Genomic DNA, 20,531 nt, shown 5'->3' on the forward strand with positions numbered 1-20,531 from the left:
ATAGATTGTAAATGAAGATAATAGATGCCGTATTAGGCTTTTTCAAGCCAACAGTAGTAGAGAAAGAAAGAGAGGTGAAAGTCGTAAGATTGGATGCTGTCGATAGTACAAATGCCTACCTTCGCACTTACACACCTGCTGAAGATGAGCCAATGACAGTCGTTGTTGCCGATTATCAGACTGCAGGAAAAGGGCAGGGGACGAACACTTGGGAGAGTGAAGCTGGTAAGAACCTGTTGTTCTCGGTACTTGTACACCCGACGATGCTGCCTGTTCGTAGTCAGTTCCTACTCTCTGAAGCTGGTGCTTTGGCGCTGAAAGAAGCTTTAGCAGACTATGTGAAAGAGGATATCCGCCTGAAATGGCCCAATGACATCTATTGGAAAGATAAGAAACTGAGCGGAACACTGATTGAAACAAAACTTGCTTCGGGACGTATAAAAGACTGTGTCTTCGGTGTGGGACTGAATGTAAATCAGGAAGCGTTCCATAGTGATGCTCCTAACCCTGTTTCTCTTTGTCAGATTTTAGGGCATGAGGTTGATAAAGAAGAACTGTTGAATAAGATTATCAAGAAGTTCTCAGAACTCTATCGGCTGTTAGAGATGGGCGGATATAATGATATCAGTGCAATGTATCACGAAGCCTTGTATCGTCGTGGAGGTTTTCATAAGTTCCGTGATGCTGATGGTGAGTTTGAAGGCGCTATCGTTGAAGTAGAAGATGATGGGCATCTCATTCTTCGTGATAGCAATGGCATGATTCGTGAATATCAATTTAAAGAAGTAGAATTTATTATATAATAAGGTCTATGGGGAGGTTAAGGAATCCCCTCAATTCCTTTAATACCAAAAATAATGGCAAGATTTAAAAGAATACTCTTGAAACTTTCGGGTGAGAGTTTGATGGGAAAACAGGGCTTCGGTATCGACCCTGAGCGTCTTAGCGATTATGCTAAGCAGATTAAGGAAGTACATGAAATGGGTGTACAGATTGGTATCGTAATCGGTGGTGGTAACATCTTCCGTGGTTTGAGCGGTAGCCAGAAAGGCTTTGATCGTGTGAAAGGCGACCAGATGGGTATGTGTGCTACCGTTATCAACTCTCTTGCTCTTAGTTCAGCACTTGAGGCTGCCGGTGTGAAAGCTAAGGTCTTGACCGCTATTCGTATGGAACCAATCGGCGAGTTCTATAGTAAGTGGAAGGCTATCGAGGCTATGGAGGCAGGATATGTTTGTGTCTTCTCAGCTGGTACTGGTTGTCCTTACTTTACAACGGACACTGGTTCAAGCCTACGTGGTATTGAGATTGAGGCAGACGTAATGCTTAAGGGTACACGTGTAGATGGCATCTATACTGCCGATCCAGAGAAAGACCCAACAGCAACAAAGTTCTCTGAAATCACATATGATGAGATTTATAATAAGGGTCTTAAGGTAATGGATCTCACGGCAACGACCATGTGTAAAGAAAACGACCTACCTATTTATGTCTTCAATATGGACGTTGTCGGTAATCTGAAGAAGGTTATGGACGGTGAAGATATAGGTACGTTGGTGCATAATTAATGCTGATTATTCTTAAAGGAATAGCTGTTGCAGCAGGTAGGTGACTACCTGTCTGCAACAATATACGTAAAATAAAAATCGACGAGAGAATTCATCTTAATCCTGAAAACCTTTTGAACATAGATTGATAAAAAGTTATTGGATATAAATATTAAATATATACATTATGTAATGTTATAAAAATAATTTTCTTATCTTTGCAGTTCAAATTCTAATAGTATAAAACGATGAAAAGAAGAAATACACTATTTATCCTCTTTACGCTGTTGTTTAGCCTCACAGCTATGGCACAGCAGAACCCTGTTCATTTTTCTGTACAACAGAAGCAGGTTTCACCAACAGAGGTAGAGGTTGTCTTCACAGCGAAGATCGACCAGGGATGGCATGTATATTCAACGAATCTTCCTGCTGATGGTCCTACATCTGCATCTTTACATGTAGACAAAGCAGAGGGCGTAACACCAGTAGGTAAGCTCACAACACGTGGTAAAGAGTTGAATGTCTATGATAAGACTTTCGAGATGAAACTACGTTATTTCGAGAATAGCGTTGGTTTCGTTCAGCGTTACAAGATAACAGCTAAGACCTATAGTATAAAGGGTTACTTGGAATATGGTGCTTGTAACGATGAGATGTGTTTGCCACCAACACAGGTAGAATTCAATTTCAAAGGTAATGGACCAGCTTCCGCGCCCGCAGCAACACCAACAGCTGCTAATGCAGAAACGGAAAAAACAACGACAGCTGCTACTGATGTAGCAGCTGATGGTTTATCTGCACTTACCGCAATGGCTGCAGATACAGCTAAGAAAACTGATGTGTTACCTGTCGATACAGCAGGACCATTAAAGCAAGAAAATGCACAAGTAAATGCAGATGTTAACTTGTGGCAACCTGTTATCAAAGAGTTGTCTGCCTTCAATAGCACCAAGGATAGTACTAATAGCTCTCTTTGGAGTATTTTCTTTATGGGTATTTTAGGTGGTTTCATCGCTTTGCTCACCCCTTGTGTATGGCCTATCATTCCAATGACGGTAAGTTTCTTCCTCAAGAGAGCGAAGGATGACCGTAAGAAGGGTATACGTGATGCAGTGACATACGGCTTGTCAATCATTGTCATTTATATGGGTTTGGCAACGCTTGTTACTTGGGCTTTCGGTCCACAAAAGTTGAATGAGTTGGCAACAAATGCACCATTCAATGTGTTCTTCTTCCTTTTGTTAGTAGTCTTTGCATTCAGTTTCTTCGGATGGTTTGAACTTCGATTACCTTCTTCATGGGGTAATGCGGTTGACAATAAGGCTTCTGCGACAACTGGTTTGCTTTCTATCTTCCTTATGGCATTCACCTTGTCATTGGTAAGCTTCTCTTGTACTGCTCCTGTTGTAGGTCTTCTCCTTGTTCAGGCAGCAACAAGTGGTGACTGGGTAGCTCCTGCAGTGGGTATGTTTGGTTTTGCTTTGGCTCTTGCCTTGCCATTTACCTTCTTTGCTCTTTTCCCAACTTTACTTAAGAAAGCACCAAAGTCTGGTTCATGGATGAACATGATTAAGGTTGTGTTGGGTTTCATCGAATTGGCATTCTCACTGAAGTTCTTGTCAGTAGCCGACCTCGCATACGGCTGGCATATTCTTGATCGTGAGACATTCCTCTCTATTTGGATTGTCCTCTTCGGTCTCTTGGGTCTTTATCTCATTGGTAAGCTTAAGTTCCCACATGATGATCCAGATCAGAAGGCTATGCCTGTACCTGCCATCATGCTTGGTCTTTGTTCATTGGCATTCTCTGTTTATATGCTTCCAGGACTCTGGGGTGCTCCTTCTAAGGCTGTTAGTGCGTTCGCACCACCTATTAACACACAGGATTTCAACCTTGCTCCACAGACGGTACATGCTGCTTATACAGATTATGATGAGGGTATGCGCGCCGCTGCAGCAGCTGGTAAGCCAGTCTTGGTTGACTTCACAGGCTTTGGATGTGTGAACTGTCGTAAGATGGAGGCATCTGTATGGACTGATTCACGTGTAGCAGAAAAGTTGAATAAGGACTATGTTCTCATCTCACTTTATGTAGATGATAAGACACCATTGAAGCAGCCTGTAGAGGTGAAACTCCCTGATGGAACATCACGTACACTGCGTACCATCGGTGACAAGTGGAGCTATTTGGAGCAGACTAAGTTCGGTTATCTTGCTCAGCCATTCTATGTGCCTTTGGACAATGCGGGTAAACCATTGAATGGTAGCTTTAGCTTTAAGGAGGATGTACCTGCTTATCTTGAGTTCCTTGATAAGGGATTGGAGAATTATCATGCACAGCATCAGTAAGATTTTTATGTGATAACATAGCTTTTTGCTATCTATATAGATAGTAGAAAGACGACAGTTATAACTTCAAAAAGGGTTGTGTCAAAGAAACCGATAGTGGTTTTATTTTGATACAACCCCTTGTTTTTATGTTGGTTATACGAACTAAGGGTTAAAAAGAGTGGTTTGTGTAATCTTGTAAGTGATCGCTGAATAAGTTAACTATCAATATCTTTATGATTCGTAACAGTCATAATGAACTCTTTTATGTCATTTTGTTTCGCTATATTGATGGTCAGCACACTTTGTGTTGATGGTGAGCACTATAGGTGCGGAGCCTTAGCACCAATGGTGCGGAGCATAAGACAGTCTTCAAAAGATGGTTGATATGCGAGCAACTTGAAGTAAGTTGTTTTCAATTTTAGCCTCTAAAAGCAAAATGTTTTTGATGCTACGGAATGTAGACACTGATAGAATAGTAAACTTTTGTCAATGATAAACGGGCGCTTGTATGTATAAGGACGGTTAAAAAAAATTATTGAAAAGCAATCAGAACATAAAAGTAAAAAAGTATAAGGGATTCTTATACGAATTAGATATATCGTTTATCTTTTACTATCATTTCGTAAAGAAAATGCCATTAAAATGTATATTTGGCTATCAAAAATTAATAATAATGAAAGGAATTCTTTATTTTTAATAATAAAATAGCTTGGTTTTTTATTTTTTTTCGTACTTTTGCAGAATAATATATAATAGGTATTGTCCACCTGTGAAGGGACTATCTCGATAGTATTAATAGAAATGAAGATTTCTTTTCTTCTCTCTGAACAATTATTAACATAAGAGTTTTCGAGTAAAAAAAGATTGTAATTTCAAGTAACAAAATTCATAATTTTAGAGAACGATGCAGAAGATTAAATTCCTCCAACGCATAATATGTGTTCTTTTTTTGAACCTTTTATGTTTTGGTCCATTAAGTCTCCCCATGTCAGCGCAGGACCTGAATGGCGCAAAAGTAACTCTTTCTATGCATGATGCAACGGTAGAGGATTTCGCCAATGAGGTCGCAAAGCAGACAGGATTAAATGTAAAGTTTGCGGATGAAGGTGTGAAGGCACTTAAGGGTGTTACTCTTGACGTGCGTGATCAGTCAGTATCAAGTTTGTTACTGAACTTGGCAAACCAGTTCCCACTTTCATACACGGTTGAGGGTAATACCCTGACGCTTGCAAAGAAGGAAACTGTACAGCGTAAGGGCGGCGTTCGTGGTCAGGTTACTGATAGTAGCGGTGAGCCAATCATCGGTGCAGTTATCCGTGTGGATGGCGTAAATGGTGGCTATGTGACCGATATCAATGGTGAATACGAGATTGTGACAGACCTTAAAGAGGTACACATGAATGTGTCATATATTGGATATAAGACAGTTACAAAGACTGTAAAGAATGGTGCTACAGCCAATATTACTTTGCGTGAAGACTCAAAGGAAATGCAGGAAGTCGTTGTGACGGGTTATCAGACTAAGAATAAGAATTCGTTTACAGGTTCTCAGGTGGCTGTAAGTCGTGACCAGTTGATGAATGTGGGTACGAAGAATGTGTTGCAGAGTATTGCAAGTTTCGTTCCTGGTATGGTCATCGCAGATGATAACCTCAAAGGTTCTGACCCTAATAAGGTGGCAGAACTCAATATCCGTGGTCGTGCAACCTTCGAAGGACAAGCCAATACACCAGTCTATGTGGTAGATGGTGCGCAGGTTTCTGCTGAGTATGTTGCCGATATGGATATGAATGATATCGAGACAGTTACCGTATTAAAGGATGCTTCAGCATCTGCTCTTTATGGTGCGAAAGCTTCTGCAGGTGTTATTGTTATTACAACAAAGACCTTGAAGGGTGGTAAGTTGAAATTGAACTATAGTGGAACAGTACGTTTGTCAACACCTGATTTGTCCGACTATAATTTGTTGAATGCACGTCAGAAGTTGGAGTATGAGCGTCTTGCAGGCTTGTTTACAGATACAAGTCCTTCAACTCAATATACGCTTGACAAGGATTATGCACGTATATATAATGATGTCCAGAGAGGTGTTGAGACAGACTGGTTGTCTAAGCCACTGCGTAATGCTATCTCACAGTCACACAGTTTGAGTGTAGATGGTGGTGATGACCGTGCAAAGTATAATCTCGGTATTCGTTATGGTAATGATGCTGGTGTTATGAAGGGTTCTGATCGTACTCGTCTTTCAACTAACTTCCGTCTCTCTTACAATATTGCAGGTAAGTTCTTTGTATCAAACAGTTCGACACTTTCATCTGTGACAAGTAACGTGTCACCTTATGGTGATTTCTCAGACTGGGTTAAGATGAATCCTTATGAGAATCCATATAACTCTGATGGACAGTTGCGCTCTTCACTCTATCATGACTTGGCGAACCCATTGTATGATGCTTCGTTGGGTAGTTATAGTAAGACAAATAACTTTGACTTCCTCAATACGACCAGTATTCAGTTGTGGTTCGGTGAGAAGATTCGTTTGGATGGAGACTTTACAATCGACCGTAGCAAGCAGGATAGACGCACTTTTACATCTCCTTTTGCCTATAGTGAAATTCGTAATAAGTCTGCTGATCAGCGTGGTTCATTGTCTGATAACTGGGTAAATACCACAACATTGCAAGGAAAAGCAATGTTATCATATAATAACTACTTCTTTAAGAAGCTCTTCCTTACTGCAATGGGAGGTGGAAGTATTGAGTCTACGTCATCAGATGCCGCTACTTATACTTCAATAGGATTCTATTCAGATAAGCTCGGACATCCATCTTTCGCTACAGCATACGCTGCAACGCGTCCAAGTGGCTCTGATACACAGACAAGAGGTGTCGGTTTCTTCGTTAATGCCAATACAATTTGGGATAACAAGTACTTCCTTGACCTTATCTATCGTTATGAGGGTTCATCTCGTTTCGGTAAGAATCAGCGCTTTGCTCCATTCTGGAGTGTCGGTGGTGGATGGAATATTCACAACGAAAAGTTTATGAAGGGCTCACCAGTTTCGCTTTTGAAGCTTCGTGCCAGTGTTGGTTACTTGGGTAATATCAACTTTAACCCATATCAGGCATTGACTACCTATAGTTATAATAGCTCTTACTTCTATGGCAAGGGAACTGGTGCTACGCCAATTACTATCGGTAACCCAGACTTGAAATGGGAGCGTACATTGAGCACCAACATCGGTGTTGACTTCACTGCTTTCCGTGGTCGTGTCGACCTTTCAGCTGATTATTATATCAAGAATACAGACAACCTGCTCTTGGATATTACTAAGGCACCATCAGTGGGTGTGATAACTTCACGTGAGAACATTGGTGAGGTGCAGAACTCAGGTTTTGAACTTCGTCTGCGTACCTTCCCAATTCAGAATAAAGATTGGCAATGGTCACTCGGTCTTACATATGCTTATAACAAGAATAAGATTAAGAAGATCAGTAATTCTCTGCGTGAACAGAATGAGAAGAACAAGAATAGCGATGGTGTTGCGCCGCTTCCTATCTATGAAGAAGGTCAGTCTTTGACAGCCTTGAAGGTCGTTCCTTCTGCAGGTATCGACCCAGTAACAGGTCAGGAAATCTTTATTAAGCGTGATGGTGCATATACTTTCGTTTATGACTCAAATGATAAGGTAATCTTCGGAGATACGAATCCTTTAGGTACGGGTTCTATCACTTCATACCTTACTTATAAACGATTTGCATTGAGTTGTTCGTTCTTGTACTCTTTCGGAGGTTCTCTCTATAATGAGACTTTGGCAACAAAGGTAGAGGGAGCTAACCCTAAGTACAATGCTGATGAGCGTGTATTGAATGACAGATGGAAGACTCCTGGAACTGTTGCAAAGTATAAGCGTATCGACGATACAACTACTCCATATCAGACATCACGCTTCGTAGAGAAGAACAATTTCTTGCGTATGAGCAGTTTGTCACTCTCTTATGAGGTTCCAACAAACTTTATTCAGAAGTACGGATTGAAGCGTATGTTCTTGGAGCTTCTTACTAACGACCTCTTCTACCTGTCAACAGCGAAGAGAGAGCGTGGTTTGAACTATCCATATGACAGAAGCTTTGAATTCTCATTACGATTCTCACTCTAAAACTAAATTCGGATAACAATGAAGAAGATAACGAAATATATAGGACTATCCATGGTGTTTGCTTTGCTTACATCATGTAGCGACTTCTTGGATGTGCAGTCAAAAGGACAGCTTACAGATGACGAGATGTTCACTGACCTTACTGGTTATGAGGATGCTATGTTTGGTATCTACGGTAAGTTAGCTTCATCCAATCTCTATGGTAGTAACCTTTCATGGGGTATGGTGGATGAGTTAGGTCAGCAGTTCGGTTATGACAACACACAAGATGTTAGTTATTATCTGAACCGCTACCAATATACTAACCAGCAAGCACGCAACATCGTGGATGCTGTTTGGAGCAATATGTATAACAATATCTCTAATGTCAACAATGTGTTGAGGCACATTAATGATATTAGTGCAGGTGCACAAGAGCGCAAGATGATTCATGGTGAGGCGTTGGGTCTGCGTGGCTTTATGCACTTCGACCTCGCTCGCCTCTACTGTACAGACTATACGCGCAGTGATGCAAACACACTTGGTCTGCCTTATGCAACAGAGTTCAATTTGAAGAACCGCACACGTTATACCTTGCAGGCTACGTTCAACCTTATTCTTAAGGACTTGAATCAGGCTGACTCATTGTTGACAGACGACAATGATGTTACTTACGATAATACTTTCGTACGTGATTATAGTAAGGGACGTGTGATACTTTTCAATAAGTATGCAGTAAAGGCTACCAAAGCTCGTGTATACTACGCTATGGGTAAGTACACAGAAGCAGCAAAGTATGCTCGTGAAGTCATCAATGCTACACAGAACTTTAAGCTGAATACAAGTACTTCACTTGACTCTGTGATGCGTTTCCCTGCAAGTAAGGAGATGATTTTTGGTGTTTATGCTGCCGATCGTTCAACAGCAATCCGTACTGCTTTTCTGCGCTCTACAGGTTACGGATCTTTCGTTGAGGGTCGTCGTGATACACGTAGTCTCTATGAGACCGACCTCTTTACAGCACTTAGCTCTGACCTCCGTTTCACCTCTTTCTTTAGAGAGAACACGTCAGGTTCAACTTCTTCTTTCAGCTTTATCCGTCTAATCCAGAATGATGCCGAGGCTACAAGAGGTGTGTTGAAAGGCTTTGTGTTGATTAGTCTGCCAGAGATGTATTATATTTTGAGCGAAAGTCTTTATGATACAAATCAGACAGAGGCAATCAGTCTGCTCAATCAGGTAAGAAAGAGTAGGGGATTGGGTGATGTTGACGCGGCTAAGGTAGCTACACGTACACTCTTCGAGCAGGAGATGATGCGTGAGCGTATGCGTGAGTTCCCTGGTATGGGACAGACCTTCTATGCGTTGAAGCACTATAACCGTAGTTTCACTGACTTCAGAAATATCGACACGTATCAGCCTTCAGATGCCATTTTCAATCTCCCTTGGCCAGATAGAGAGAATGAGTACGGTGATCAGGCAGTACATAACGAATAGTTCATATCAAAGAGTTAGCATGGTTTAGCACTGCTAAACGATACGAGTAAGACTACTTGTAAAAAGCGTTTAGCATAGCTAAATCACTGACTTGAGTGTATAAAAGAAGAGATATAAACATAAAAACAAATATTGTAATCCGATAATACTTAAGTAGTATAAGCTCTTTGATGGGCTAACTAATATGCAGCACCATTGGTGTTAGCTCTCCGCACTATCCGTGCTGAGCCTTCGCACCACATGTGCGGGAAGTTAAGACATTGGCAAAACATGGAAAAGCGAAGTCGTCACAGTCCTATATAATAAGGGAGAAAAAGACAAAGCTACATGGTAATTGCTTATCGGACAACACTAAAAAACAAATGATTATGTATAAATCAATCACAAACTTCTTCGCTATCGGTGTCATCGCATTGTCGTTGGCAGCGTGTTCAAACGATGAGTACAAAGGTGAATACTCAAAGGATGGTACTTTCGAAGGAGCAAACCAGGTTTATTTCGACCTCAATAATGCTTCTGACACATTATATAACTATTCGTTCGGAACACAGCCTACGAGCGTGACAACAGACACGGTAACTGTAAAAGTTAAGCTTGCTGGAGTGAGAAAGTCACAGGCTCAACATTATAAAGTAGTTGTTGACCAAAGTAGTTCTGCAAAAGCAGGAGTACACTTTGAGGCAATCAATAGTGATCAAGTAATTCCAGCTGATAGTCTTGCATCCAGTTTTCGTGTAGTTCTTTTGCGTCAGAATCTTAGTGATGTTAAGAATGACAATATTCGTCTTGTTCTGCGTTTGGAAGCATCTGACGACCTCGGTGTTCGTTTCCCTAATGCACTAAAGAGAACGATTACTTTTGATAATGTGCTTGAAAAGCCATACTGGTGGGACAATCCTACGTTGCAGGCTATGGGTCTTCCAGCTTATACACCAGCTAAGTATCGTTATCTTCTGTCCTTGTATAACTCAGATGCAAGTGAGATTGAGAAGGCAATACGTAATACAAGAAGTTGGACACAGCTTTATAGAAATATTCAGAAGTTGAAAGCTTACTTTGCTGCCAATCCTGAATAAGCACGTTCATAGGTATAACGATTAAAATAATTGACGAATTATGGTAAAGAAATATTTATTTATCTTAGCTACAACAGCCCTTGCCTTCACTTCTTGTATCAAGGATGATTCAACAGAAGGGGGTGATGGTGTGTCTGTAATCAGTCTGCAGACACCTCTGAATAGCAGTTATACACTTAATCAGGGTGATACTTTGAAAATCAACCCAGCGGTGTTGCAAAGCAATGGAAAGCAGAAACTCACCTACGAATGGGAGATAAATCATAAGTTGGTTTCAAGTGATTCTGCACTTGTTTATCCTATTCAGAATTCAGGAAGCTATACTGGACGTCTTCGTTTGAGCAATGGTCAGAATATTCAGATCTATGAATTCAATGTGAATGTTGAGTATGCTTATACAAAGGGTGTTTATCTCTTGGCAGAAAACAATAGTAAGTCAATCCTTTCATATGTACCTACAGAGGATGTAAACAAGAGTTTCCACCTTGATGTGTTGGCTCCTAACAACCCTAACATTAACTTTGGTACACCTTGCTCAATGGCATGGAACAAGACTATCGGTGGTCAGGCAAACAATGTTCTGATTATTGCAGCAGGCAATCCATCAACACTTTACCAGCTTGATGGTTATGAAATGTTGTCACTTTTCCAAACTCCTGTCGGTGAGAAGGTGATACAGGTAGCGGCTAACTCTGATCCAGGTGCACCAAAGGTTATGGCTGTTACTAAGAATAACTTGTATTCATTGGGTCTGAACACAACCAATTTGGTTTCACAGACTTCACGCTTTACAAGTGCTGTAGGTGGTTCTGTTACATTTGCAAATAGCATGACTCCATGGTGGAGAGACGACCTTTTCTATGCACATGGTGATGCTTACTTTGACAATGCACATGGCTCTCTGTTAGCAATGGCTATTGAGAATACATCTGTTCCTGCTGAAATCTTGAAGGGAACCTTCACTGGTGATACGTTGGTTGGTATGGGTAGTGTTAACAAACAGCGTAACCTTGCACTGATTACTAATCAAACAAGCACGGGAACATTCTACTTTACATACATCTTCCCAGGCTACTACTCTTCTTCTGCAGATAAGAGAATTGCAGCTAATGTGCTTTACCGTGTTGCAATGCCTTCTACTTCTGGTATCGCTAATGGCTCTGTCGTACGCTCGGCTCGTAGCAAGAACATTGTTTATTACACTAATGGCAATGCTGTCTATGCACATAACGTACTTGCTAATAGTAACTTCCCAACTGCAGCACTGTTCACTGTAGGTAGCAGTTCTGAGAAGATTGTAGACATGGTGTTCTCAGATGATGATAACCTCATCTATGTTGCAACCAATGATACATCGGCATCTATGCCAGGTAGTCTATACTGTTATGACACGCAGACAAATGCTCTACGTTGGTCAAAGCAGCACATTACGGGACGTATTGTGAAGGCATTATTCAGAAATAAATAACATACAAATGATAAGAATGAATTTCTCATTTAAGAACTCTTTACTTGGAGGGGCATTATTGCTCCTCCTTGTATTGCAAAGTACTGTTGCAAAAGCTGATGATGACAAGTCTAAGTCTAAACCAAAGAAGGAGACAAAGTATGACCGTCTCTTCAAAGATAAAAAGACTGAGACGGCACGTAGTAAGTTTATTACAGTTCATAAGCTTGATAACAAGATTTACTTTGAGTTGCCACGTACTTTGTTGAAGAAGCAGATGATGCTTGGTGGAGTAGTAAACTCAACAACTGATGCATCTACAGTTACTGTTGGTTCAACAAGTTCTAATCCTGTTTTGTTCTATTTTGACATACAGGATAGTTCTGTTGTGATGAAGACTCCTAACAATGTTCTTTTCAAGGAGAATGCTAACTCAGCAGACCTTGATAATGCATTGTCTCTGAACTATCGTGATGGTATTTGGCAGGGCTTTAGCATTATGGCTTATAATAACGACAGCTCTGCGGTTGTCTTTGACGTAACTTCTTTGTTAGGTAAACCAACTAACCTCATATCAGTTATGCCAACAAAGAATGGTAACTATAGTATCAAGGCTACTCCAAAGCCTGAACTCTCGTTCATTCGTGGTATAAAGAGCTTTGATACGAATGTTATCGTTAATAATGACTTCACTTATGGTGTGTCTACTTCTCTGATGTCTATGCCTATCGGAGGTGAACGTCCTACAACTGTTGGTGTTAGTTATAGTGTAGCACTTGTGCCAGAGTCTGCAATGCGTCCACGTATTATGGACTCACGTATCGGTGTTAACTACTCAGTTCGTTTGGGAATTCCAAAGGAAGGTGAAGGTACAAAGCGTATCTTCTACTCTCATCGTTGGAATCTTGTACCAAAGGATAAGAAGGCTTATGCTAAGGGTAAGTTGACTCAGCCTGCTAATCCAATCCGTTTCTATTTGGATGATACCTTCCCAGAGGCATGGAAACAGCCAATTCGTGAGGGTGTTCTTGAGTGGAATAAAGCTTTTGAAAAGATAGGCTTTAAGAATGCTATTGAGGTTGTTGACTTCCCTCAGAAGCAAGGAGATTTCGATCCAGACAACATTCAGTATTCTTGTATTCGCTACATACCAAGTGGTTCTTCATCTGCTCCAAAGAGTGATATCTATGTCAATCCTAATACTGGAGAGATTATGGCAGCCTCTATGTTCATCTATTCTGATGTCGAGAAGTTGTTACATAAGTGGCGTTTAATAGAAACAGGTGCTGTTGATCCATCAGTACGTAGCAACCGTTTGTCTGCTGCAAAGTTTGCTGAAGGGTTGAAGATGTTGGTTACAAAGGAAACTGGTAGTATGTTAGGACTCTTGGATAACCTTGGTGCTTCAGCTACTTATTCTACTGATTCATTGCGTAATGCACGTTTCACGACTACCATGGGGCTTGCTCCTTCTGTTATGGATGACGTTCATTACAATTATGTTGCACAGCCAACAGATAATGGTTTACGTCTTGCTCCGAAGGGACTTGGCATGTACGACTACTTTACAATTGATTGGAACTATCGTTACTTCGATACCGATAATGTTTCTATCAATGATGAGAAGAATACGCTTGAGGCGTTTGTAGACAAGAAGGTGACAAACCCACGTCTTCGTTATTATGCTGAGCGTAATGCTAAGTGGGACCCACGTCTTGCTGCTGGTGCACTTGGTAACGATATGATTGCAAGTGCAAACCTTGCAAATAAGAACTATACAATCGTTGAAAACAACCTCTCTAAGTGGATTAAGAACGATGAGGATACTCGTATCAAAGATCAGTTATACCTGCAGATATCACAGAATCGTTACGCTTTGTTCAAGCAGGTGTTGAGTAATGTTGGTGGAATGTACCTCAACAATATGAAGATTTCAGCAGGAGTACCACAGTATCAGGTTGTTTCTAAGGATCTTCAGCGTCGTTCACTCTTGTGGTGTTTGCAGGAGGCAATGAGCTTCAAGAAGTATGCTAACCGTAACTTCGAGCGTAAGGGCTACTTGTCAGTAAGCTATTATGACCAGAGTTTAGAGTTCATGGGCTACGATTTGATGGCAGCACGTATGCGTGTGGCTATCACTTCTTACTTGAATCCAAACAGTTACACACAGAAAGAGTACTTTGATGATATCTATAACACCCTCTTCAAGAGTGTAACTGACATGCGCGCACCATCTCAGGGCGAGCGTGTTTTGCAGCGTGCATTCATGAGTCAGGCACAGAGTGTTGTTTCTAAGGCTACTGGAAACGGTGGTTCTGGTGGTGGTTCTGGTTCCAGCATGGCTTTGAAGGGTGATGATCTTGGTGCTACTCCGGGCTTTGGTGACCCATCTCAGAATCTTGCTCCAACAGTTGATATCACACTCGCAGACAACTCAGAGCTTTACTTCTACAACTGTCTTTTGAAGTTGAGAACAGCTTTGGAGAAATGTTTGAAGGCAAACTTGCCACTTGAAGCGCGTACACACTATGAGATGATGCTCTTCAAAATCAATAAGACAATGGAGGTGAAGAAATGAGAAAGACTTCATTTTTATCAATGAAATCGGTTCATGCAACCCTATTAGCAGTGGGCTTCTTGAGCCTTTCACTGTCAGCACAGGCTTTCCCTTTCTTTAAAAAGAAGAAAAAGAAGGCTACAACGACTACCTCTGTGGCGAAGAAAGATGCCTATGAGCGTATTCTAACCGAAGAGAAGACAGACTCTGCAAAGGGACCATTCGTTTCGTTCTATAGAACAGGTGAGAAACTCCTCATGGAGTTGCCACCTTCTTCTATCGGGCGTGACATGCTGATTGGTGCTACAATTTCATCTGTATCAAGCCCACAGTTTGCTGAGGTTGGTACTCGTGCTGGTTCTGTTTCACACGTACGCTTTGTAGAGAAGGATAGCTCTATCGTAATGCAGGCTATCAACTCTGAATTACTTGATGCCCTACCAACTGGCAATGCGAAGCAGGCACAGGCTACGAACTATCGTAACCTTGACTTCTATAGCTTCCCAATCAAGGCAAGAAACAAGAAGACTGGAGGTATTCTCTTTGATGTTTCTTCTTTCTTCTTGAGAGAGAGTAAGTATTTTCCAGTGATTGCAAAGATTGCTGGTCCATATCGTGTGGATGCCGAATTGAGACCAGAATGGATTAAGGTAACTTCTTTGAAGTCGTTTGCAAACAATGCTTGTATCTCGATGGAGCGCAACTACGTTACCAATATGACTGGTAATAGTGGTGGTGTGGCTATTAGCAATCATCCAGTTTCTATCGGTGTACAGTTTACTTTGGCTCTTTTGCCAGAGGATAAGATGACTCCACGTCTGAGTGATACTCGTCTTGGCTACTTCCTTACACCGAAATCTATCGTCAATGACAGTCTTATCGACCATGCAAGCTTTATCAATCGTTGGCGTGTAGAACCAAAAGACCCAGCTGCTTACTTTGCAGGTCAGCTCAGTGAGCCAGTAAAACCTATTGTGTTCTATATCGATAATGCATTCCCTGAAAAGTGGAAGCCAGCGATGCGGAATGCTGTTCTTAGATGGAATAAGGCTTTCGAGCGTATCGGTTTCAAGAATGTGATGCAGGCAGTGGACTTCCCAACCAATGATCCAAACTTCGATCCTGATAACTTCCAGTATTCTTGCATTCGTTATCTGCCTACTGCTACAGAGAATGCAATGGGTCCTTCATGGGTTGATCCTCGTACAGGTGAGATTATCACAGCGACCGTATTGGTGTATAATGATGTTGTGAATGTCATCAATAGCTGGCGATTTATTCAGACATCACAGCTTGATCCTGCTGCACGAACATTGGATATGCCTGATAGCATTTTGTTACCAACATTGGAGTATATTGTAACTCACGAGGTAGGACATACACTCGGACTAATGCACAACATGGCTGCATCGGCTGCAATCCCAACAGATTCACTCCGTTCTGCAAGCTTCACACAGAAGTATGGTACGACAGCATCTATCATGGACTATGCTCGTTTCAATTATGTTGCACAGCCAACAGATAAGGGCGTGTCACTGACTCCTCCTGAGTTGGGTGTTTATGATAACTATGCAATAGAGTGGGGATACCGTGTTTTCCCTAACTCAAAGAGTTTCAGAGATGACGTAAAGCCATTGATGGCACTTGTTGAGTCTCATGATAACGACCCAATGTATCGTTACGTACTTCAGCAGTCACGTTATCGTTATGATCCAACCGCCATTGAGGAGGATCTCGGTGACGATGCTGTGAAGTCAAGTACATACGGTCTTAAGAACCTTGAGTATATCCTCAGTCATTTTGATGAGTGGATTCCAGACGGTACTGATGGTACTCGTAAGGCTAAGCTCTATCGTCAAATGGTTTCTCAAGCTTACGGTTATGCTCGTAATGTCTATACTGTCATTGGTGGTATCAAGCTGAATCAGACCACAGAGTCTTCTGGTATTCCTCGTTATGAGGTGATGCCTAAGGAGAAACAGCGTGCTGCTGCGATGTGGTTGTTACAGGAAGCACGCAAGTTTGGTAAGCGTGGTGTTGAGAGTATCGAGAATCGTCTACCTCAGATTAACTCTCATCCTTACAAAACATTGGCAGGTGGTATTCAGGAAATGGCTCTTTCGGCAACCGCGCGTTTAGCATTGAGCTATTATGCTGACTCTACTTCTTATTCTCCATTGGAGTATTGCGAAGACACGTATAATAATGTTTGGGCTAAGACAATTGCTGGTGATGAGAATCTTGACGACGATGATATCGCCATGCAGCAACTCTATGTTGAACGTCTGAAGGCTAACATTGTTGAGGTTAAACAGGTTGGTAAAGTCCGCAGCTTGCGTGATGACAAGCAGGATGTGGCTTTCCTTGGCTTTGGTGTAGGTTATGGTGAACCAGAGACAATGTGGACAGAAACTATCGACCGCACAGCTGAATATGTGTTCCACTATGCACAGAAGCTTCAGAAACTTCTTGAGGAGCGCATTAAGACAACGAAGGACACAACTATCAAATCTCAATATGAGTTGATGTATGCACGTGTCCAGCGTTATATGAATGATTAATCTTCCGTGTTAACATACATTTCAGAGGGTATATCTTAGACGTTAGTGTCTTGGATATACCCTCTTCCTTTGTATGTAATATCAAATCGTATGATGGTTTTGTATGTTTTCAATCACTTACATCCCTTTGATAGATCATCTTCTTATTTGTATAAGCTAATATATCTTTCTTATCTTAGTTAGCCATTAACGTCTTACTGTATTCATAATAATGCCCATAAAGCCCCTTTCTTCTCACTTTTAGCTGACGTGTTGTTGCTGCGCACATGGCGTGTTAAGGCTTCGCACATATTGTGCTAAGGCTTCGCACCAATGGTGCGGAGTACTAAACAACTTATGATATACTGCCAAAGTAGAGCCAATTGGGTGTAAGTAGGGAGTTATTCAGGCACAAGTCAACTTAGCCTATTGGGTCAGAGGCTAAGTTGACTTGTGCTTTTCTGCCGTCTATAATCTGTTCTTTTCAGCCTGTCCAGCACCTGTACCCTTGTATTTGCTTCGTGAAGTGTTGAACTTATAGGTAACAGTTAGAACAAACTGACGGCTGTCGTATGTACTAATCTGTTGTGTCTCCATTGATTCAGTGTAACTAATTCCTCCTCCTTTTTGGGTATGGAATAAGTCTGTCCCACCAATGCGAAGTGCGAGTCTATCCTTTAGGAAGGATTTGGTCAGACTGATGTCGACGCCTCCTGAGTTTCGTGCAATGGATCCAATTTCATCATCACCTCTCTTGATGTAGTATGACTCCATTGACAGCAACCAACCTTTTCCAAAGTCAAAGCTGTTGTTGAAGCTGAATTGCCAGATTGGTTTGTTCAGCTTATAAGTCTTCGTACTTGTATGTAATGTGAGCCATTGCTTTTTCATTAATGCCGTGAACTCAGGTGTCCAGATGCCTATTGTTGGCGAAAAAGCTAACTGAGTAGATATCGTCTTGATGCTTGGAAGATTCGTGTAGGTAAGGCGTGTGATGGCTGAGTTATGACTGTCTTGTTCGCTCCAGTAGACAATGGCGTGGCGACGGTCATTGTATGAAATGCCAAACTGGATGAACTTCCACATTGCTCCTAAGCTTATGTTGTGGATGTATTCGTGCTGAAGCCGTGGATTACCCGACTGTATCAAGAAACGATTGGCGTATAAAACGTTATTGCTTAACTGACGGTAAGAAGGGCGACGTGTCCTCGCTGCATAGCTTAATTGCATCTGTAGGTCTCCTATCTGTGTAGCTGCGGAGATGCTTGGGAATAGGTTGCTGAACGAACGACTTTGATTAGCAATGTGCTGTCCGTTCTCATAGTAGTTAAAACGTACCGCCTCCCAGCGTAGACCAGCTGTCAATTGGCAGATTGATAGCTGGTGTTTGTATTCCATGAAAGGGGCTATATTCGACTCCTTTAGCTGTGCGGATGAGCTTGGGACATAGTTTTCAGGATTGCTATACGTGTCATTGCGGTTCGTATAGGTATATTCTGCGCCCACTGACAGATTACCTCCTAAAACGGGATAGCCCAAGGTTAGCTTGGAAGCAATGAGCCTATTACGCTCTTGGTTGTCGGAAGTTACGGTACGACTGACCTTGTTGCGACTTTCTTCTCGATAGGTAGTATGGTCATTTTGCTTGTTATAAAGATAATCCGCATTGAAGTCTATGTCCATCTTTCCTATCTTTCCGACATAATATAAATTAATGAATTGGGAAGGACGATGGGACTGCTTGCGTGTTGTAAAGGTGTTAATATGGTCGTAGAAAGTCCCGTTTGCCGTTACATCACTACTAAGTGTAATAGGTAGAGGGGAGTCGTGGAGGAAGTTAAGCATGTATTTGATACCGACAGAATTACTATCATTTAGCTGATAGTCTGCTCCTACTGTATTCTTGAAAATAGAATTTCTTTCGGTGGCTTCTATCGTGAAATCCTGCTGCCAGAGGGTGTCTGTCTGAACAATTGTAGTTGTTTTGCTGGGATAGTGACCATTGTCAAGTGAATAGCCATGTGCACCAAAGAGTTCTAAACGCTTATGGCGATACTTCCAGTTGACCCGTTTCGAGAGGTCTACATTCTCTGACTGGTAGTAGGCAGAGCGTACATCGAAACCAAAGCCGTCGCCTACAGCTTTCTTTGTGCGTATCTTTACGACTGCTCTTACTGCTGCATTATATCTGCTTCCGGGATTGCTTATCACCTCAACGCTCTTGATATCGCTTGACTTTAGGCGTTCAAGCTCTGTCGCATCACGCATCTGACGACCGTTGATATAGATGATAGGTGTACCTCTACCAAATACTTCGTAGCCATCTTTCTTCTTTGTCAGTCCCGGAACATGTGCAAGGACATCCTCACAAGTGCCGAGTTTGCTCAGTATGGTGTTCTCGATGTTCGTTTGTATACCCTCTGTTGTCATCTTGTGTAGGGGAGCATTGCCTTTGACGACCACCTCTTTCATCATTTTTGCATCTTCTTTCAGTACGATAGTAAGGTTGTCTTGGTTGGAAAGGACCGTAGTGAAGGGCTCATAACCTACGAAGGAGGCTTTAAGGATATTACCTAATGTAACCTCCTTGAAGTTGAAACTACCATCATCAGCGGTTGTTGTGCCAACAATGAAGGTAGAATCCTTGGCTGAAAGAATAATGACATTTGCGTAGGGGATAGGCTTCTTGTTTTCATCAAGCACCTTTCCAGATACGGATTGTGCATTAGCTCGAAATCCAGTGCAGAACAGAAGGAGGATAAGCAATAGTTTTTCCATAACTAATGAAGTTAAGTGATACGAAAGGTTCAAACTCAGTTATGCTTTTAAAAAGCGATAGGTTTCTGATGCAAAGGTATAAAATTATATGATTACTAATAAAAAAAAAGGAAAAACTTTCAGTTTGATGTGTCTTTTTTAGTTGTGAGGTGGTTTAGAGATAAGACTTTATGTACAAAAAAAGCCATACCAGAATCCTATCAAAGGATTACTGATATGGCTTTATATTTATAAGTGTTTAGCTTAGAGCAGAGCGTCGAACTTCTCTTTGAGAACGTCCTTTGAAGCTGCGCCAACAAACTTGTCTACCAACTGACCACCCTTAAAGAAGAGGATGGTTGGGATGTTACGTACACCGAAATCAATGGCTACGTCATCATTCTCCTCAACATCACACTTGCCTACAACAATCTTACCATCGTACTCTTCAGCGAGTTCTGAGATGATAGGACCAATCATCTTACAAGGGCCACACCATGTTGCCCACAAATCAACTACCAATGGTAATTCACCATTCTTGTAAGTCTCTAAATTCTCGTTAGTAATTACTACTTCCATTTTTATTCTGTTTATAAGTTTATTAATATAGTCTTTTCTATCTATTTACTTATCATCAAAGATTGT

The 20,531-nt window shown here is 41.5% G+C and carries 11 protein-coding genes; 9 read left to right on the top strand and 2 right to left on the bottom strand.

Annotated elements, in window-relative coordinates; all coding sequences use genetic code 11:
* Positions 1–11: 11 nt before the first annotated feature.
* The 9 genes from HMPREF0659_RS02220 (at position 12) to HMPREF0659_RS02260 (ending at position 17,150) form a co-directional block, all read left to right on the top strand.
* Positions 12–803: a biotin--[acetyl-CoA-carboxylase] ligase gene (locus tag HMPREF0659_RS02220; RefSeq protein WP_013264363.1), complete on the top strand. Its 792-nt coding sequence runs from the start codon at positions 12–14 to the stop codon at positions 801–803.
* A gap of 54 nt (positions 804–857) precedes the next feature.
* Entirely contained in the window at positions 858–1,568 is a 711-nt protein-coding gene (gene pyrH / locus HMPREF0659_RS02225) for a UMP kinase (RefSeq protein WP_013264947.1), read from the top strand.
* Positions 1,569–1,795: 227 nt separating this feature from the next.
* Positions 1,796–3,895: a protein-disulfide reductase DsbD family protein gene (locus HMPREF0659_RS02230; RefSeq protein ID WP_013263883.1), complete on the top strand. Its 2,100-nt coding sequence runs from the start codon at positions 1,796–1,798 to the stop codon at positions 3,893–3,895.
* 886 nt (positions 3,896–4,781) lie between these two features.
* On the top strand, positions 4,782–8,033 hold the full coding sequence (locus HMPREF0659_RS02235; protein WP_044045829.1) for a SusC/RagA family TonB-linked outer membrane protein: 3,252 nt from the start codon (positions 4,782–4,784) through the stop codon (positions 8,031–8,033).
* A gap of 18 nt (positions 8,034–8,051) precedes the next feature.
* Positions 8,052–9,509 (top strand): RagB/SusD family nutrient uptake outer membrane protein, encoded by a 1,458-nt coding sequence (locus tag HMPREF0659_RS02240; protein WP_044045830.1) that lies wholly within the window; start codon positions 8,052–8,054, stop codon positions 9,507–9,509.
* A 368-nt stretch (positions 9,510–9,877) separates the two neighbouring features.
* On the top strand, positions 9,878–10,585 hold the full coding sequence (locus HMPREF0659_RS02245) for a DUF4843 domain-containing protein (RefSeq protein WP_013263867.1): 708 nt from the start codon (positions 9,878–9,880) through the stop codon (positions 10,583–10,585).
* A gap of 40 nt (positions 10,586–10,625) precedes the next feature.
* Entirely contained in the window at positions 10,626–12,053 is a 1,428-nt protein-coding gene (locus HMPREF0659_RS02250) for a PKD-like domain-containing protein (protein ID WP_013263846.1), read from the top strand.
* A 7-nt stretch (positions 12,054–12,060) separates the two neighbouring features.
* Positions 12,061–14,610, top strand: coding sequence for a zinc-dependent metalloprotease (locus HMPREF0659_RS02255; RefSeq protein WP_013264385.1), 2,550 nt, complete (start codon positions 12,061–12,063; stop codon positions 14,608–14,610).
* Between the two features lie 20 nt (positions 14,611–14,630).
* Entirely contained in the window at positions 14,631–17,150 is a 2,520-nt protein-coding gene (locus HMPREF0659_RS02260; protein WP_013264876.1) for a zinc-dependent metalloprotease, read from the top strand.
* 447 nt (positions 17,151–17,597) lie between these two features.
* Here the strand turns inward: HMPREF0659_RS02260 and HMPREF0659_RS02265 are convergent, their stop codons facing one another.
* On the bottom strand, positions 17,598–19,907 hold the full coding sequence (locus HMPREF0659_RS02265; protein WP_013264188.1) for an outer membrane beta-barrel family protein: 2,310 nt from the start codon (positions 19,905–19,907) through the stop codon (positions 17,598–17,600).
* 243 nt (positions 19,908–20,150) lie between these two features.
* Positions 20,151–20,465, bottom strand: coding sequence for a thioredoxin (gene trxA, locus HMPREF0659_RS02270; RefSeq protein ID WP_004360465.1), 315 nt, complete (start codon positions 20,463–20,465; stop codon positions 20,151–20,153).
* Positions 20,466–20,531 lie beyond the last annotated feature (66 nt).

The organism is Prevotella melaninogenica ATCC 25845 (genome assembly GCF_000144405.1).
GTDB classification, from domain to species: Bacteria; Bacteroidota; Bacteroidia; order Bacteroidales; family Bacteroidaceae; genus Prevotella; species Prevotella melaninogenica.

Excerpts from the sequence above, each read along its gene's own strand:
- HMPREF0659_RS02245 (WP_013263867.1), top strand. The coding sequence starts at position 9,878 with ATGTATAAATCAATCACAAACTTCTTCGCTATCGGTGTCATCGCATTG.
- HMPREF0659_RS02250 (WP_013263846.1), top strand. The coding sequence starts at position 10,626 with ATGGTAAAGAAATATTTATTTATCTTAGCTACAACAGCCCTTGCCTTC.
- HMPREF0659_RS02240 (WP_044045830.1), top strand. The coding sequence starts at position 8,052 with ATGAAGAAGATAACGAAATATATAGGACTATCCATGGTGTTTGCTTTG.
- HMPREF0659_RS02235 (WP_044045829.1), top strand. The coding sequence starts at position 4,782 with ATGCAGAAGATTAAATTCCTCCAACGCATAATATGTGTTCTTTTTTTG.
- trxA (WP_004360465.1), bottom strand. The coding sequence starts at position 20,465 with ATGGAAGTAGTAATTACTAACGAGAATTTAGAGACTTACAAGAATGGT.
- HMPREF0659_RS02220 (WP_013264363.1), top strand. The coding sequence starts at position 12 with ATGAAGATAATAGATGCCGTATTAGGCTTTTTCAAGCCAACAGTAGTA.
- HMPREF0659_RS02230 (WP_013263883.1), top strand. The coding sequence starts at position 1,796 with ATGAAAAGAAGAAATACACTATTTATCCTCTTTACGCTGTTGTTTAGC.
- pyrH (WP_013264947.1), top strand. The coding sequence starts at position 858 with ATGGCAAGATTTAAAAGAATACTCTTGAAACTTTCGGGTGAGAGTTTG.
- HMPREF0659_RS02260 (WP_013264876.1), top strand. The coding sequence starts at position 14,631 with ATGAAATCGGTTCATGCAACCCTATTAGCAGTGGGCTTCTTGAGCCTT.
- HMPREF0659_RS02255 (WP_013264385.1), top strand. The coding sequence starts at position 12,061 with ATGATAAGAATGAATTTCTCATTTAAGAACTCTTTACTTGGAGGGGCA.
- HMPREF0659_RS02265 (WP_013264188.1), bottom strand. The coding sequence starts at position 19,907 with ATGGAAAAACTATTGCTTATCCTCCTTCTGTTCTGCACTGGATTTCGA.